The 15,934-nt window shown below is 71.3% G+C and carries 12 protein-coding genes; 10 read left to right on the top strand and 2 right to left on the bottom strand.

What is annotated here, in order from left to right; all coding sequences use genetic code 11:
• Positions 1-110: 110 nt before the first annotated feature.
• Both EXE44_RS08815 and EXE44_RS08810 read left to right on the top strand, forming a co-directional pair.
• Positions 111-1,496, top strand: a complete 1,386-nt coding sequence (locus tag EXE44_RS08815; protein ID WP_137716848.1) for an MFS transporter — start codon at positions 111-113, stop codon at positions 1,494-1,496.
• Positions 1,497-1,629: 133 nt separating this feature from the next.
• Positions 1,630-2,049 (top strand): DUF4260 domain-containing protein, encoded by a 420-nt coding sequence (locus tag EXE44_RS08810; protein ID WP_137716847.1) that lies wholly within the window; start codon positions 1,630-1,632, stop codon positions 2,047-2,049.
• 113 nt (positions 2,050-2,162) lie between these two features.
• On the opposite strand, the gene EXE44_RS08805 is transcribed toward EXE44_RS08810, so the two are convergent.
• The gene (locus EXE44_RS08805) at positions 2,163-3,410 is read right to left on the bottom strand and encodes a twin-arginine translocase subunit TatC (protein WP_137716846.1); all 1,248 of its coding nucleotides are present in this window, start codon (positions 3,408-3,410) and stop codon (positions 2,163-2,165) included.
• Between the two features lie 156 nt (positions 3,411-3,566).
• On the opposite strand from EXE44_RS08805, the gene EXE44_RS08800 reads away from it, so the two are divergent.
• The 3 genes from EXE44_RS08800 to EXE44_RS08790 all read left to right on the top strand — a co-directional run bounded on the left by EXE44_RS08800 (position 3,567) and on the right by EXE44_RS08790 (position 9,323).
• Positions 3,567-5,786 (top strand): twin-arginine translocase subunit TatC, encoded by a 2,220-nt coding sequence (locus EXE44_RS08800; RefSeq protein WP_137716845.1) that lies wholly within the window; start codon positions 3,567-3,569, stop codon positions 5,784-5,786.
• 97 nt (positions 5,787-5,883) lie between these two features.
• Positions 5,884-8,835, top strand: coding sequence for an excinuclease ABC subunit UvrA (gene uvrA / locus EXE44_RS08795; RefSeq protein ID WP_137716844.1), 2,952 nt, complete (start codon positions 5,884-5,886; stop codon positions 8,833-8,835).
• Between the two features lie 107 nt (positions 8,836-8,942).
• Positions 8,943-9,323: a RidA family protein gene (locus tag EXE44_RS08790; protein WP_137716843.1), complete on the top strand. Its 381-nt coding sequence runs from the start codon at positions 8,943-8,945 to the stop codon at positions 9,321-9,323.
• 48 nt (positions 9,324-9,371) lie between these two features.
• On the opposite strand, the gene EXE44_RS08785 is transcribed toward EXE44_RS08790, so the two are convergent.
• Positions 9,372-11,387 carry a helix-hairpin-helix domain-containing protein gene (locus EXE44_RS08785; protein WP_137716842.1) on the bottom strand — a complete coding sequence of 672 codons (2,016 nt, stop codon included), beginning with the start codon at positions 11,385-11,387 and terminating at the stop codon, positions 9,372-9,374.
• A gap of 133 nt (positions 11,388-11,520) precedes the next feature.
• Between EXE44_RS08785 and larE the strand changes: the two genes are divergently transcribed.
• From larE to EXE44_RS08760, 5 genes are all read left to right on the top strand, one after another.
• The gene (gene larE / locus EXE44_RS08780; protein ID WP_137716841.1) at positions 11,521-12,504 is read left to right on the top strand and encodes an ATP-dependent sacrificial sulfur transferase LarE; all 984 of its coding nucleotides are present in this window, start codon (positions 11,521-11,523) and stop codon (positions 12,502-12,504) included.
• A 108-nt stretch (positions 12,505-12,612) separates the two neighbouring features.
• Complete coding sequence (locus EXE44_RS08775) at positions 12,613-12,816, top strand: hypothetical protein (RefSeq protein ID WP_053770335.1); 204 nt, start codon at positions 12,613-12,615, stop codon at positions 12,814-12,816.
• Positions 12,817-13,175: 359 nt separating this feature from the next.
• Positions 13,176-13,826 carry a phosphoserine phosphatase SerB gene (gene serB, locus EXE44_RS08770; RefSeq protein WP_137716840.1) on the top strand — a complete coding sequence of 217 codons (651 nt, stop codon included), beginning with the start codon at positions 13,176-13,178 and terminating at the stop codon, positions 13,824-13,826.
• 106 nt (positions 13,827-13,932) lie between these two features.
• Positions 13,933-14,766, top strand: a complete 834-nt coding sequence (locus EXE44_RS08765) for a lycopene cyclase domain-containing protein (RefSeq protein WP_137716839.1) — start codon at positions 13,933-13,935, stop codon at positions 14,764-14,766.
• Positions 14,759-15,892 (top strand): Brp/Blh family beta-carotene 15,15'-dioxygenase, encoded by a 1,134-nt coding sequence (locus EXE44_RS08760; RefSeq protein ID WP_137716838.1) that lies wholly within the window; start codon positions 14,759-14,761, stop codon positions 15,890-15,892. Before EXE44_RS08765 ends, EXE44_RS08760 begins: the two co-directional genes overlap by 8 nt.
• Positions 15,893-15,934: the final 42 nt, after the last annotated feature.

The following is a 15,934-nucleotide window of genomic DNA, read 5'->3' as shown; positions in this document are numbered from 1 at the left end:
CGCCTCGTTGGGTCGGGGCGCGGACCTGTAGCCGGCGGAGTTCCGGTCAAGAGCCCTACAGAACGAGCCTTCTGGCCCCGCTTATCACGCGCTTCAGCGTCCACTCGCTCATGAGAACGCTCCTCAACAACCCCGATTTCCGGCGCCTGTTCGCCGGTCGCTTAGTCACCAATGCCGGTGACAGCCTCTACTTCGTCGCTGCGATGTGGCTGGTCTGGGACCTGACCGGCAACGAGCTCTACACCGGGCTGGCGGGCTTCTTGACGCTCGCACCCGCGGGACTCCAGTTCCTGTTCGGTCCGCTGGTCGACCGGTGGCCGCTCCGGCGCCTGCTGGTCGCTACGCAACTCCTACAGGGGCTGCTCGTCCTGTCAGTCCCTGCGGCCCATCTGACGGGTCACCTCTCGGTGTGGCTGGTGCTCGCGGTGATGCCGTCGCTTGCGCTGCTCAATCAACTGGTCTACCCCGCACAGACCGCCGCAATCCCCCGCATCGTCGACACGGACGAGCTCGTGGCCGCGAACTCGCTCTTCGCGCTCGCTTACCAAGGTGTCGACGCCGTGTTCAACGCGCTGGCCGGCGTGCTCGTCGTGGTCGTCGGTGCCGTGGCGCTGTTCACCCTCGACGCGGTGACCTTCGCGCTGGCTGCTGCCCTCTTTTCGACGCTCTCGGTGCCGCGGGCCGACGACACGAGCGTTGATCGCGGCCCCGAGTCCGAGACACCTACCGAGGCGCCGACCCGGGGCGTCGAGCCGACTCCCGACGGCGGACGGGTGCCGGAGGAAGCTGTCCCGGAACGCGAGGAGACAGCCGCGCACGGGTCCTCCGACGCTGCCGCATCCGACGGAAACGGCGGTGCGTCCGGGTACCTCGCTGACCTCGGGGAGGGTATCGCCTACCTCCAGGGGACGTTCCTCGTCCCGATGCTCCTCGGAAGCGTTGTGATCAACTTCGCCCTCGGAGGGACCGTCGCGATACTCCCGTCGTACGCGGCTCACGTCGGGGGCGTCGACGGGTACGGGTACCTGATGGCGGCGTTGGCCCTGGGTATCCTGGTCGGGTCGCTGGCCGCCTCATCGCTGGCCGGACTGGCCTTCGGCCGGTTGTCGATCGCGGCGTTCCTGCTGTCCGGCGCCGCGTGGCTCGGCGCCGTCGCGGCCGGCCGGCTGCCCGTCACTGTCGCTCTGTTCGTCATTGCGTTCGTCCCGGTTGGCGTGACGAACGTCCTGATCGTCTCGGTCGTCCAGGCCGTGGTCCCCGAGACGCTACTGGGTCGGGTAACGGCCGTACTGGGGAGCGCCTCGGCGGTCTCGACGCCCTTCGGAGCTCTCGCGGGAGGTGCCGCCGCTTCCTTTGTCGGGCCGGTGGCCGTGATAACGGTCGCCGGTGTCGCGTTCCTGCTACTGGCTATCTATCTCGCCAGTGTCCCCGCGCTTCGACGGCTCCCCGCGGTCGGTGACATCGACACGTTGGCAACCGAGCGACGGCCGACGTAGTTTCTCGCTCCGATCGCGGCTGCCTGTCTCCCTGCGTCGACTCGCAACCGCGAGTAACTCGCAGAGACGTCTCGTCCGGCGATGCTACACCGTCTCACTACGAGTATTTCCGCTTGGTCAGCGTCCCTTGATTATGCAACCGACACAGATTCTTCGACTGGAGGGGGCTGGCCTCGCCGCCGTGGCGACCGCGACGTATTTCACGATCGGTGGCCCGATTTGGCTGTTCGTCGTTCTTGCGCTTGCGCCTGACGTCTCGATGCTGGCGTACCTTGGAGGCGCTCGGGTCGGCAGTACGGTCTACAACGTGTTCCACACCTATCTCGCCCCGGCCGCGCTCGGAGTGGTTGGGGTGTGGTTCACCGTGACGCCGCTCACCTTGATCGCGCTCGTCTGGGCTGCTCACATCGGCGTTGACCGCGCCGTGGGGTACGGACTCAAGTATCCGACCGGGTTCAAACACACGCATCTCTCCGGTGACACCGACGACGGCACTCCGGCGGGGAATCCAGCCGAGCTAGTCTCCAGCGCCGCCGGGAAGAGAGACGACTGAGGCACAGATCCGTCACGGAATTACAGGATTCGCGCGCTGCGTTCGGCACGGCTCCGAAAACACATCCGCTACTGAGGTGTTCAACGGAGGCAAACGAGCGACACCGCCCGAACCTAGTTCCCGGTCCAGCGCAGTATCGCGAGCGTCCCCTCGAATAAGGCGATCATCGTCAGCGTCACGATGATCGGCGCCATCCCGGTCGGGTCGGGGCTGAACAGGAACGCGATCCCGAGGAACGTCCCCCAGAAGATCAGCCGCTTCGCCTCCAGCCACTGCCGGGTGACGAGGTTCATCATGATCGCGAGCATGATGAAAAGCGGGATCTGGAAGACGATCGCCATGAACGCGAGCATGATGACGATCAGGTTGAACGTCTCCGCGAGCCCGAAGGCGATCGTCGCCGCGTCGGAGGTGTAGGTGGTGAAATACGAGAAGATCGCGGGCAACACGAGGAAGTGCGCGAACGCGATCCCGATCCCGCCCAGGATGAGGCTCGTCGGCACCGCCGCGAGGTAGTAGCGCCGCTCCGTCTGGTAGAGCCCCGGCCGCATGAACCGGTACGTCTCGTAGACGAACGCCGGGAGCCCGACCACGACGCCCGCGAGGCCGGCCACCTTCAGCCGGGTGAGCGGGAGTTCGAGCGGGCCGTACAGCCGCGGGCGGTTCTCCATCGGCGCCGGGATGTGGTAGCTCCAGAAGTAGTTGATGAGCTCCGTCGACTCGGTGACGACGACGAGCGTCGCGAGCCCGCCGATGAGGAACACGACCGCCAGCCGGCGCATCATCTCCTCGATGTGCACGGCGAGCGGCATCTCCTCGTCCGTCTCGGGGCCCTCGATCCCGTCGAACGGCTCGTCGTCCTCGGTCGTCGGCAGGCCGGCGGTGGCGGGGTCCGCGGCGTCGGCGGTCGTCGCCGGGGTGCCGCCGTCGCCGGCGGCCTCGGCGTCGTCCGCCGTCGCGTCGTCCGTCGAGATGTCGCCGTCCGGCGTCCCGCCGTCAGTCGTCTCGCCGTCCGCAGACGCCTCGGCCTCGACCGACTCCTCGTCGGCCTCGTCACCGTCGTCGAGCGCGGCCGACCGACCGGCGTCCTCGGCCTCGACCACCTCGCCCGGGTCCGAGAGCGTCTCCGGCGACCCGTCGTCGTCGCCCTTCGTCTCGCCCGCCGCGGACTCGTCGTCGTCGCCGGTCGACCCGACCTCGGGCTCGACCCCGGCGGTCACCTCGGACTCGACGCCCGCGGACGGCTCCGCGTCGGTCTCGGACCCGTCGTCGACGGCGCCGTCGCTCTCGGGTTCGGCCTCGTCGGTCGACCCGTCAGCGGCGGCCGAGTCGTCGTCGCGCGACCGGTCCGAGTCGTCCATTCAGTTTCCCTACGCGACCGGGCGGTTATCAACCTTTTCGGATAGCGGCGCCGCGCGGGACCGATCGGCGTCGCGCCGCGGGCCGTCCCGGAACGGCGCCGGCGGCGGCGCCCGCGGTCGAAAAGGTTGATAACGGCGACGGCCCTCGCCCTCCGTATGGCGAGCGCCCTCGACGAGGACACCCAACGGTCGATCGCGGAGGGCCAAGAGACGGCGAAGGCGTTCCTTCGGTCGGTCCAGAAGGACCTCCAGAAGGTGTTCGTCGTCTTCCTCATCGGCTTCCTCGCGACGTTCTGGGCGCTCCGCACGTACATCTGGGACCGGCTCCGCGAGGTGACGGAGTCGAACATGAGCGCCGCGGTCGCCGAGGAGGCCGACATCATCGCGACGACCCCGTTCGAGGTGATCCTCCTCCAGGCGAAGATCGGGCTGATCGTGGGCGCGATCACCGCGATCCCGCCGCTGATCTACGTCACCCGCGACGAGCTCCGCACCCGGGGGATGTGGCCGCAGTCGCCGATCGCCCGCTGGAAGCTCGCCGGGATCGGGCTGCTCGGCGCCGTGCTGTTCTCCGCCGGCGTCGCCTACGGCGTCTTCGCCTTCTTCCCGCTGATGTTCGGCTTCCTGGCCGAGTTCGGCCTGGAGGCCGACATCCAGCCCACCTACGGGATCGTGATGTGGACGGAGTTCATCGTCTTCCTCTCGCTGTCCTTCGGGCTCGCCGGACAGATGCCTCTCCTCATCACCGGGCTGTCGTACGCGGAGATCGTCCCGTACGAGACGTTCCGCGACAAGTGGCGCTACGCGGTCGTCGCCATCTTCGTGTTCGGCGCCGTCTTCTCCCCGCCGGACCCGTTCACGCAGCTCCTGTGGGCGTTCCCGCTGGTCGCGCTGTACGGGTTCAGCCTCTACCTCGCGAAGCTCGTCGTCACGGCCAAGCGGAGCTCCGACCGCATCCACGTGCTCGGCGCGGTCCGCGACCACTGGAACGTCGTCGGGGGCGCGACCGTCCTCGGCGGCGCGCTCGTGTACGGCTTCTACGAGTACGGCGGCCGGACCGCGGTCAACGACCTCCTGCGGCTCGCGGGGAGCACCCGCCGCTTCCTCGCGCCGGGCGAGGGGCTCGGCCTCGACCCCGCGACGGCGCTCTGGATCTACGCCGCCCTCTGGGCGCTCGCGTTCGCGGCCGTCGCGACGCTGTGGGCGGTGTACACCGACCTCGACACGACGAGCGCGGGCGCCCAGTACGGCGACCCGACCGCGATAGACGTGGGCGAGCTCGACGCCGCGGGCGTGCGGGCGGCCCCCGCGGACGCGTTCGCCGAGATGGGCGAAGAGGAGTCGCTCGCGCTGGCGCAGGCCGCGATCGACGACGACGACCCCGAGAAGGCGCAGGCGATCCTCGACCGCTACGACGAGGTGAACGAGGGGAGCGACGACGACGGCGAGTCGGACGCGAGCGACGCCGACGCCGCGGGCGACGCCGAGGACGGCGGCGGGAGCGGGCTGGTCGGCTCCGTCCAGAACCGGACCTCGCGCGCCGGCTCGACGTTCCTCGCCGAGCTCACCGACGGCAACGAGGAGGAAGCCGAGGACGACATCGGCGGCTACTACAAGGACCTGAAGTTCATCTTCGACTCGCTGCGCACGCGGTCGTTCCGGATCGTCGCGGTGTTCGGCGCCGTGATGGCGGCCGCGTTCACGTGGCTGTACCTCGGCGGCCTCGGCACCGTCCGCGGCGACCTCGAACGGCGCGTGCCGGCGGAGGTGGAGGGCGGGATCAACATCATCACGCTCCACCCGGTCGAGGCGCTCATCTTCATGGTGAAGTTCTCGGTGATGCTCGGCATCTTCGCCGCGTTCCCCGTCGCGCTCTACTACGCGTGGCCCGCGCTCCGCGAGCGCGGCTTCGTCGCCGGGCGGATCTACCAGGTGTACCTCTGGGCGGGCGCGCTCGGCGCCGGGATGATCGGCGGCTTCGCGCTCGGGTACACGACCATCGCGCCCGGCATCATCGGCTGGCTCGTCACGGACGCGCGCCTCGCCGACATGGTCATCACCTACCAGGTGAGCGACTTCCTCTGGCTCGTCATCTACACCACGATCGGGATCGGCTTCCTCGCGGACATCCCCATCGCGATGGTGCTGCTCAACAACGCGGGCGTCCCGTACCGCGTGTTCCGGGAGCGCTGGCGCGAGGTGACGATCGGGATCATGCTCGTCGCCGCGGTGTTCACCCCCGCCGACGTGATCACGATGTTCCTCGCGACGATCCCGCTGATGCTGGCGTACGGCGTCGGCGTCGGCGTCCTCTTCCTCGTGACCTTCGGCGGGCGCCGCGACCTGTCGCCGCCCGCGGAGTTCATCGGGGAGTGAGGCCCGCGCGCTCGGCGCGGTCGCCGGCGGCGAGGGCCTCGCGGGGCCCCCGCGACCGACGACTATTCCCGCGCGCGCCCGCAACGGCAGCATAGAAATGAGCAAGGACTACATCGAGGTCCGCGGCGCCGAGGAACACAACCTCAAGGACCTCGACGTCCGGATCCCGCGCGAGGAGTTCACCGTCGTCACCGGGCTCTCGGGCTCGGGGAAGTCGTCGCTCGCGTTCGACACCGTCTACGCCGAGGGGCAGCGGCGCTACATCGAGTCGCTGTCGGCGTACGCCCGCAACTTCCTCGGGCAGATGGACAAACCGCAGGTGGAGTCCGTCGAGGGGCTCTCGCCGGCCATCTCCATCGACCAGAAGAACGCCGCGAACAACCCCCGGTCGACGGTGGGGACCGTCACGGAGCTCCACGACTACCTCCGCCTGCTGTACGCCCGGATCGGCACGCAGTACGACCCGGTCACCGGCGAGGAGGTCGGCGAGCAGTCCGCCCAGGACATGGTGAACCAGATCCTCGACCTCCCCGAGGACACCCGCGCGAAGATCGCCGCGCCCGTCGTCCGCGACCAGAAGGGCGCGTTCGAGGACCTGTTCGAGGAGCTCGTCTCGGACGGGTACAGCCGCGTCGAGGTCGACGGCGAGCCGGTCGACCTCACGCTCGACGACCCCGACCTCGACGAGAACTACGACCACACGATCGACGTGATCGTCGACCGCGTCACCGTCTCGCCGGACGCCCGCTCGCGGATCACCGACTCCGTCGAGACCGCCCTCGAGGAGGCCGGGGGCGTCCTCAAGCTGATCGTCCCCGACCCGCCCGAGGACGTGCCGTTCGCGTCGAACGCGCGCTCGACGGGGTCGCTCGCGGCCGACGCCGACGGCGACGACCGGCTCGTCGTGGAGTTCTCCGAGGAGCTGGGCAACCCCAACTCCGACGTCCAGTTCTCCGCGATCGAGACGCGCTCGTTCTCGTTTAACAGCCCGTACGGCGCCTGCCCCGAGTGCGAGGGGATCGGCTCGACGAAGGAGGTCGACGAGGACCTCGTGATCGAGGACCCGTCGAAGCCGCTGAAGCACGTGTTCGAGCCGTGGAGCTACGACCGCACCTACTACTCTCGCCAGCTCGACAACGTCGCCGACCACTTCGGCGTCGACCTCGACGCGCCGTTCGAGGAGCTCGACGAGGAGATTCAGCGGCAGTTCCTCTACGGGACCGACGACCTGGTCCACTTCGAGTGGACGACGAAGAACGGCACCCGCGAGAAGACCGAGCGGTTCGAGGGCGTCATCCCGAACCTAGAGCGCCGCCACGTCGAGACCGACTCCGAGCGCGCCCGCGACCACATCGAGGAGTACATGGCCGTGACGACCTGTCCCGAGTGCGAGGGGACCCGCCTGAAAGAGCAGTCGCGGCACGTCCTCGTCGCGGGCACGTCGATCACCGAGGTCAACGAGCTGTCGATCGCCGAGGCCCGGGAGCACTTCGAGGGGATGGAGGCCGAGCTGACCGAGCGCGAGACCACCATCGCCGAGGAGATCTTGAAGGAGATCCGCGCGCGCCTCGGGTTCATGGAGGAGGTCGGCCTGGAGTACCTCACCCTCGACCGCGAGGCGTCGACGCTGTCCGGCGGCGAGAGCCAGCGCATCCGGCTCGCGACGCAGGTCGGCTCCGGGCTGGTGGGCGTCCTCTACGTCTTGGACGAGCCGTCCATCGGTCTCCACCAGCGCGACAACGACCGCCTGCTCGACACCCTCGAAGGCCTCCGCGACCTGGGGAACACCCTCCTCGTCGTCGAGCACGACGAGGAGACGATGCGGCGCGCCGACGAGATCATCGACATGGGCCCCGGGCCGGGCAAGCGCGGCGGCGAGGTCGTCGCGCAGGGCGACTTCGACGAGGTCATCGCGGCCGACGAGTCGGTGACCGCCGACTACCTCGCGGGCCGGAAGTCGATTCCGGTGCCCGACGAGCGCCGCGAGCCCGAGGGCGAACTCGTGGTGCGGGGCGCCCGCCAGCACAACCTCAAGGACCTCGACGTGCCGATCCCGCTCGGCACGCTGACGACGGTCACGGGCGTCTCCGGGTCCGGGAAGTCGACGCTCGTCAACGACATCCTCTACAAGGGGCTCGCCCGCGAGATGAACGACAACACCTCGGTCGACCCCGGCGAGCACGACGCCATCGAGGGGCTCGACGAGGTGGAGACGGTGCGGCTCATCGACCAGTCGCCGATCGGGCGGACGCCGCGCTCGAACCCCGCCACGTACACCGACGTGTTCGACCACGTCCGCGAGCTGTTCGCGGAGACGAAGCTCTCGAAGCGCCGCGGCTACGAGAAGGGCCGCTTCTCGTTCAACGTGAAGGGCGGGCGCTGCGAGGAGTGCGGCGGGCAGGGCACCGTCAAGATCGAGATGAACTTCCTGTCGGACGTGTACGTCCCCTGCGAGGAGTGCGGCGGCGCCCGTTACAACGACGAGACGCTCGACGTGGAGTACAAGGGGAAGACGATCGCCGACGTGCTCGACATGAGCGTCGCGGAGGCCCACGAGTTCTTCGAGAGCCACCGCGGGCTCGAACGCCGGCTGAAGCTCCTGAAGGACGTGGGGCTCGGCTACATGGAGCTTGGCCAGCCCTCGACCACGCTCTCGGGCGGCGAGGCCCAGCGCGTGAAGCTCGCCGAGGAGCTGGGCAAGCGCGCCACCGGCGACACCCTGTACCTCCTCGACGAGCCGACGACGGGGCTCCACAAGGAGGACGAGCGCAAGCTGATCGACGTGCTCCACCGGCTGGTCGACGCCGGCAACACCGTGGTCGTCATCGAGCACGAGCTCGACCTCGTGAAGAACGCCGACCACGTGATCGACCTCGGCCCCGAGGGCGGCGACGGCGGCGGCGAGCTGGTCGCGAGCGGCACCCCCGAGGAGATCGCCCACGAGGACGCCTCCCACACCGGGCGCTACCTCCGGGACATGCTCCCGAAGGTCGACCTCGACGGCCCGCGCGACGACCGCCGGAAGCCGGCGGTCGCGGACGACGACTGAGGCGGAGCGAGTCGAGACGGAACCAGACCCCCCGTCCGAGCCCGGAGCGGCTGAGGGCGACCTCCGCGACCCGCAGCTTGATACCGCGCCGCGTCGTCCTCCGACCGATGCGAGAGATCACGACGGACGACGTGCCGGAAGCGCTCGGCCCGTACTCACAGGGGATCGTCTCCGGCGACACGGTCCACGTCTCGGGGAAGACCGGCGTGGACCCCGACACCGGCGAGGCGCCCGAGTCGGTCGCCGAACAGACGACGCAGACGCTCGAAAACGTCGCCGCGATCCTGGCGGCGGCCGGGACGAGCCCGGACGCGATCGTGTCGGCGACCGTCTACCTCACGGACATGGACGACTACGACGCGGTGAACGAGGCGTACCGGGCGTTCCTCTCGGAGCCGTATCCGGCGCGGACCTGCGTCGAGGTGTCGCGGCTCCCCGCGCCGCTCGACGTCGAGATCACGGTCGAGGCGGAGCTCGACGGGGACTGAGGCCGACCGATCCGACAGGGCGGTGGTCGGGACCGACGGCCGGTGCGCTCAGAACTTCTCCAACAGGTCGCCGTAGAACTCGCCGCCGCGGTCGTCCGCGAGCTTCTCGACGATGAGCTCCGGCGTCGAGCGCGCGAGGTGGCCCTTCTTCGGCGAGCGGTTCACGCGGAGCTCGCCGTCGACGAGCCCCGCCGCCTCGATGCCGTCGACCGCGACATCGAAGTCGGCGGCGTCGCGTATCTCGCGGGCCAGGTGGGAGACGAAGACCGCGGTGGCGTCCTGGTCGTCGAGCGCCTCCAGGATGCCCGCGATGATCTTCGCGGAGGCGCCCGGCTCCGTGATCGACTCCAGCTCGTCGACGAGGACGAGTCGCCCATCGGCGCCGTCGACGAGGTCGCCGAAGTCCCGGAGCGTCGCCTCGAACGCGCCCGCGTCGAGGGTCCCCTGCGATTTCGCGTAGTAGTGGATCTCCTCGAACCGCTCGACGCTGGCCGACTCGGCGGGCACGGGCATGCCCATCTGCGCGAGGACGACGACCAGCGCGACCAGGTCGAGCGTCGAGGTCTTGCCGCCGGAGTTGACCCCGGAGAGCAGCGTCGCGCCCGAGACGGCGTAGTCGACGGGCTCGACGTCCGCGAAGTCCACGTCGAGCAGCGGGGAGCGGCCGCCCTCGATTCGGAAGCCGGCGTCCGCGTCGGCCGCCTCCGGCCCGACGACCTCCGGCATGACGCAGTCGAAGTCGTCGGCGAACCGCGCGACCGCCAGCTCCACGTCGAGTTCGAGGGCGTCGCGCACGAGCTCCTCGACCGGCTCGCGGAGGTCGCCGAGGTCGCTCGCGAGGTCCGCCTTCAGCTTCGCCGCCCGGCGGTCGCGGGCCGCCGACAGCTCCGTGCGGAGCCGCGAGACGGCGCTCTCGTCGTGGTCGACCGGGAAGGAGGGGTCGCCGCCGAAGACGCGCTCCGCCAGCTCCGCCTCCTCGGGCTCCAAGCGGAGCGCGTCGGCGAGGTGCTCGCGGGCGGCCGCGACCGCCGCGTCGTACTCGTCGGCCAGCTCGCGGTCCAGCAGGGAGTCGACGCGGGCGCCCTGCTCGACGAGGGAGAGGAAGTCGGTCCCCTCGATGGTGACGTCGCGCTCGCGGATCGCCTCGCGCAGCCGGTCGTCGGCGACCGAGGCCGCCGTCGACACCGCGGCGTCGAGGTCGTCGACGGCGGCCGTCAACCGGTCCAGCTCCGCGTCGCCGGCGATCGTGCCGTCGTCGTCGAGCCGCGAGAGCGCGTCGCGCAGGCGGTCGAGGTCGACGGGGGGGTCGCCGCCCGAGACGGGGTCGCCGGCCGCCGCGGCCGCCTCGTGGACCGCCGCGGCCGCCTCCAGCCGCTCGCGGTTCTCCGCGAAGAAGGCGAGCAACCGCTCGGGGACGGTCTCCGCGGGGGCCTCCAACGCGTCCGGGCGCACGCTCACGTCGCCCTCCACGTCGAGGCCGGCGAACGACTCGTCTAAGACGATCACCGAGGCGTACGACCGACCGAGCTCCGAGACGTCGCGCGCGTCCTCCACCGTCTCGACGGAGAGCTCGGGCACCTCGGCCTCGGCCCGGGCGAGCGTCTCGGCGTCGGCGCTCGCGAGGCAGCGGTCGCGGACGCGGACGGTCGGGGGGTCGGTGAGCGGCGCGCAGTCGGCGAGCGCCTCGCGGACCGCCGGGTCGGGGTCGCGATCGGTCGCGGCGGCCGCGAACGACTGCGCCTCGTCGATCCGCGAGGCGGACGCGCTCGGGTAGAACGTCTCCAGGCGCTTCGCCGCGTAGTCGGTGACGGTGCGCTCGCGCAGCAGGTCGATCGCCTCCCGGTACAGCTCGCGGGCGCGGTCGGTGGCCAGCACGCGCCCGTCGTCGTCGTGGCGGCGGCGGATCGCCCCGCGGGCGATGCGGGCCGCGCGCGCCTCGTTGACGCCCGGCGCGCGGGCGATGGCGGCCACGTCGCCGGACTCGACGGTCGCGGCCGGGTCGTCCAGTTCGCGCAGGGCCGCGGCCGTCTTGGCGCCGACGCCGGGGATCGCCTCCAGCTCCATCTACCGGCCGGTATCGCGGCTACGGTCTAAAGCGTGCGGGTCGCTCCCGCGGATCGCCGCTCCCGGGCCCCGGACGGCCGGCCGTCGATTCCGCGTGCGACGGGCTTTTTCGCGCGGGTCGCGAACGCCGGCCATGAGTCAGAACGCGCGGCCCGTCGGCGACGGGTCGCTCGACCCCGAGACGGCGGCGAAGGCGGCGAGCGCCCGCGACGCGCTCGGCGAGCGCGACGGGGTGCTCGTCGCGTTCTCTGGCGGCGTCGACTCGGCGGTCGTCGCGGCGCTGGCCCGGGACGCGCTCGGCGGGGACGCCGTGGCGTGTACCGCCCGCAGCGAGACGCTCCCCGCGGCGGAGCTCGACGACGCGCGGCGGGTCGCCGGCGAGATCGGGATCGACCACGAGACGGTCACCTTCTCCGAGCTCGACGACCCGAACTTCGTCGCGAACGACGGCGACCGGTGTTACCACTGCCGGACGATGCGGCTCGGGAAGATGTACGAGACGGCGAGAGAGCGGGGGATCGACACGGTCTGTGACGGGACGAACGCGGACGACCCGGGCGAGGGGCACCGACCCGGACTCCGAGCGGTCGAGGAGCTCGACGTGTTCTCCCCCCTCCTGGACGCCGGGATCGCGAAGGAGGAGGTCCGCGCGATCGCCGACGCCTACGACCTCTCCGTGGCCGACAAGCCGTCGATGGCGTGTCTCTCCTCGCGGATCCCGACCGGCCTCGAAGTGACCGAGGAGCGGCTGACCCGCGTCGAGAAGGCCGAGCGCGTGCTCCGCGAGTGGGGCTTCGAGGGGTTTCGCGTCCGCGACCACGACGGGCTCGCCCGCGTCGAGATCGCGCCCGACGAGCTGGAGCGCGCGCTCGATCCCGCCTTCGCCGACGCCGTCCACGAGCACCTGACCGACCTCGGCTTCGAGTACGTCACCCTCGACATGGCCGGCTACCGGACCGGCAGCGTGAGCCCGGGCGGCGAGGGCGAGACCGCGGGCGACGGGGACGGCGCGGACGACGGGGACAGCGCGAGCGGTACGGATGAGACGGGCGGCGCGGCGGACGGAAGCGAGTCGGCGACGACCGGCGTCGACCTCGGACGGCAGTACCCGCGCTGAGAGGCCGGGGAGGGGACGGGCGCGCCGCCGATCGCCGACGCGCTCGTCGTTATCACCCGAGAGAACCCGGCAGGAACGCTTATAAACGGTGTTACTGAATCGACACCTATGCGGGAGGCACAGACGCTGGCGGTGATCGCCGGCGGCGTCGGCGGGGCCGTCGGGGCGTTCGTCGGCGTCGCGGTCGGCGGGTCCGCGCTCTCGGTGACGCTGACAACCCTCGGGGTCGCGACGCTCGTCGGCGTCGGGGTCATCGCGAGCGCGGTCATCGCCGGCGACGTGGAGTTCCTCGCCGACGCGGACGGCGAGTGAGCGAGCGCGGCCGGAGGACGGCCGCAGCGAAGCCGAGCGGGCGGTCTCGGAGTTACGTCCGAATGCGAGTTACGCGTGGAGCGGACGCCGTGGACGCTGCGGCGTGTTCTGGAAGGAGTGAAAGCGCTATCACTGGCTCGCGGAGCGGTTCCAGCGCTGGGTTCGGGTCACCGGCCTCGACCGGCTCACCGGCCGGAGGGGCTACTACAGCGAGGGCGGCTGCGCCTGGTGCGCCGAGGCGGTCACGTACGTCGAGTACCGCGGCGAGCGACTGTGAGCGGCCCGGGCGGCGACCCTCCGGTCGGTGAAATTCGCGGCCGACCGCGCGCTTCAAGGCCCCGCCGCCACGAACGGACGCCATGAGCCTCATCGCGTTCGACTTCGACGGGACGCTCTCCGACTCCGAGATGACGGTCCTGCTCGCCGAGCGGGCGGGCGTCACCGACGAGGTCGCCGAGATCACCGAGCGGGCGATGAACGACGAGATCGGCTACGCCGAGAGTCTCTACCGGCGCGCGGCGCTGCTGGAGGGCCTGTCGGCGGCCAACGCCGAGGACGCCTTCGACGCGGTCCGGATCCGTCCCGGCGCCGCGCGCCTCATCGAACGCTTACGCGACGAGGGGCACCACGTCGCCGTACTCACGGGCGGGTTCGAGCGCGGCGTCGAGGCGGCGCTCGACCGCGAGGGCGTCGCCGTCGACACGATCGTCGCCAACCGGCTGCCGACCGGCGCGGACGGCGCGCTCACCGGCGAGGCCGAGGGGCCGCTGATCGAGGGGACGAAGGACGACGCGCTCGCCGACCTCGCCGCGGAGGTGGGCGTCCCGATGACCGAGACGGTGGCGGTCGGCGACGGCGCGAACGACCTGCCGATGCTGGAGGCGGCGGGGCTCGCGGTCGGCTTCGTCCCGAAGTCCGCGGTGCGCCCCGTCTGCGACTCGGTCGTCGCCTCCATGTACCGGCTCGGGAAGGTGCTGGAGGCGCACGGCGTCCTCGCGGCCGACGAGTGACGGCCGAACCGGTTCGGTCCGGCGGTACCTGACGACGTTCGGCTGAAGGGTTAAAGAGAAACGAAGCGAAATATGCGGGTATGAGTGTCTCTGCTGGGGTGGTTCGATGCTGCCGACGCTGACGTATCTCCAGTTCCACCTCGTCTTCAGTCTCCCCGTGGTCGCGGCGCTGTGGTACCTCGCGCCGCGCTACGACGCGGTCCGGCGGCGTCGCGCGACGGCCGGCATCGCGATCCTCGTCGCCATCGCGTACCTCTACACGACCCCGTGGATCAGCTACATGATCCGGCAGGGCGCGTGGGGGTACGCCGACGGCGCGGTGCTCGTCCGCGCGCTGTCGATCCCGCTCGGCGAGTACCTCTTCTTCACCATCCAGACCGTCGTCACCGCGTTCGCGCTCCACCTGATCGGGTTCGACCCGACGTTCCGCGAGGGCGACTTCGACCGCGCGCCGCGGATCGCCGGCGTCGCGGTCGGCCTCGCGATGGTGCCGATCGGGCTCGGACTCGTCCTCCTCGACCCCTCGTTCCTCTACCTCGGCGGGCTGATCGCGTGGGTCGGCCCCGTCCTCGCGCTCCAGTGGGGGGTCGGCGGCGGCTACCTCGTGCGGACGCCCAAGATGTGGCTGGCGGCCACGCTGATCCCGGCCGCGTACTTCTGGATCGCCGACCGGATCGCGATCGGAATGGGCACGTGGTACCTCTCGCCCGAACTGACGACGGGCGTCACCGTTCTCGGGCTCCCGATCGAGGAGATGCTCTTCTTCGCCTCGGCCGGCGTGATGACCGTCAACGGACTCGTCCTCTTCGAGTGGGTGCTCGACTGGAACGACCGCCGGGGGCGGGCGGTCGCGGAGCCGTCCCCGTCGGGCGACGGCGAGCGCGACGTTCCCGGCCCGGAACCGCCCGCCGACCCGGACCCCGACGTGGTCGATGACTGAGGCGGCGTCGACGGGCGCGGCCGAGTCCCGGACCGCGGCGGCGCGCGGCCCCGGAGCGGGCGCGGCGGACGCGCCGGAGGCGGCCGACGCCGCGAGCGAGCGCGTCGACCGCTGGTTCGCGCGCCGTCCGGCGCTGGCGCTGGCCGCGCTGCTCCCGGTCGGCGCCGTGACCCCCCTGTTTCCGGTCGAAGTCGGCGTCGCGGCGTTCGCGCTCGGCACCCTCGCCATCGGGATGGCGCACGGCGCGGTCGACCACCTCGTCCCGCTCCGGGCCGATCCGGACGTGTCGCTCCGGCGATCGATCGCGGTCGTCTCGGTCGTCTACGCGGTGCTCGGCGGCGCGGTCGTCGCCGCGTTCTTCGCGGCGCCCGTCGCCGCGTTCGTCGGCTTCATCGCGCTCACGTGGCTCCACTGGGGGCAGGGCGACGTGGCGACGCTCGCGATAGCCGGCGTCGACCACCTCCCCTCGCCGGCGGAGCGGTGGCTGGCGCTCGTCGTCCGCGGGGGCCTCCCGATGGGCGTCCCCCTCCTCGCGCACCCGGATGAGTACCGGCTGGTGGCCGAGTGGATCGTCGGGCTGTTCCTCGTCGACACCGGCGCGGCGGCGGCCGCGGTCGACCCGCTGTTCGCGCCCGGCGTCCGAGTCGGCGTCGGGGTCGGGATGGCGGCCGCGACGCTGGCGTCGGTGGGGCTCGGCTACCGTCGCGTGAAGAGCGGCCGCGACGCGGGCGGGTGGCGCCGCGACGTCGGCGAGCTCGCCGTCCTGTGGGCGTGGTTCCTGCTCGCGGCGCCGGTGTTCGCGGTCGGGGTGTACTTCGCGCTGTGGCACGCGCTCCGGCACGTCGGGCGGCTCGTCCTCGTCGACCCCGAGGCGGCGAGCGCGGCGTCGGCCGGCGACGCGGTCGGCGCGCTCGCCCGGTTCGGCCGCGACGCCGCGCCGCTCACGCTCGGCGGGTTCCTCGTCGTGGGCGCGGTCGGGGTCTCGGTGCCCGCCGGCGTGGCGGCGCCGGGCGACCTGCTGGCGGTGTCGCTGGTCGCTATCGCCGCCATGACGCTGCCGCACGTCGCCGTCGTCGCGTGGCTCGACCGGCGACAGGGCGTCTGGCGGCCGGACGCCGGCCGGTGACCGCGGGCCGCGGGAACGTCCGGGTTCCGGCACCGCACGGCT

The sequence above is a fragment of the Halorubrum sp. SS7 genome (assembly GCF_005435055.1).
In the GTDB taxonomy this organism is placed as follows: domain Archaea; phylum Halobacteriota; class Halobacteria; order Halobacteriales; family Haloferacaceae; genus Halorubrum; species Halorubrum salinarum.
The sequence above is the reverse complement of the archived record's forward strand: the minus strand, read 5'-3'. Positions and strand labels throughout refer to the sequence as shown.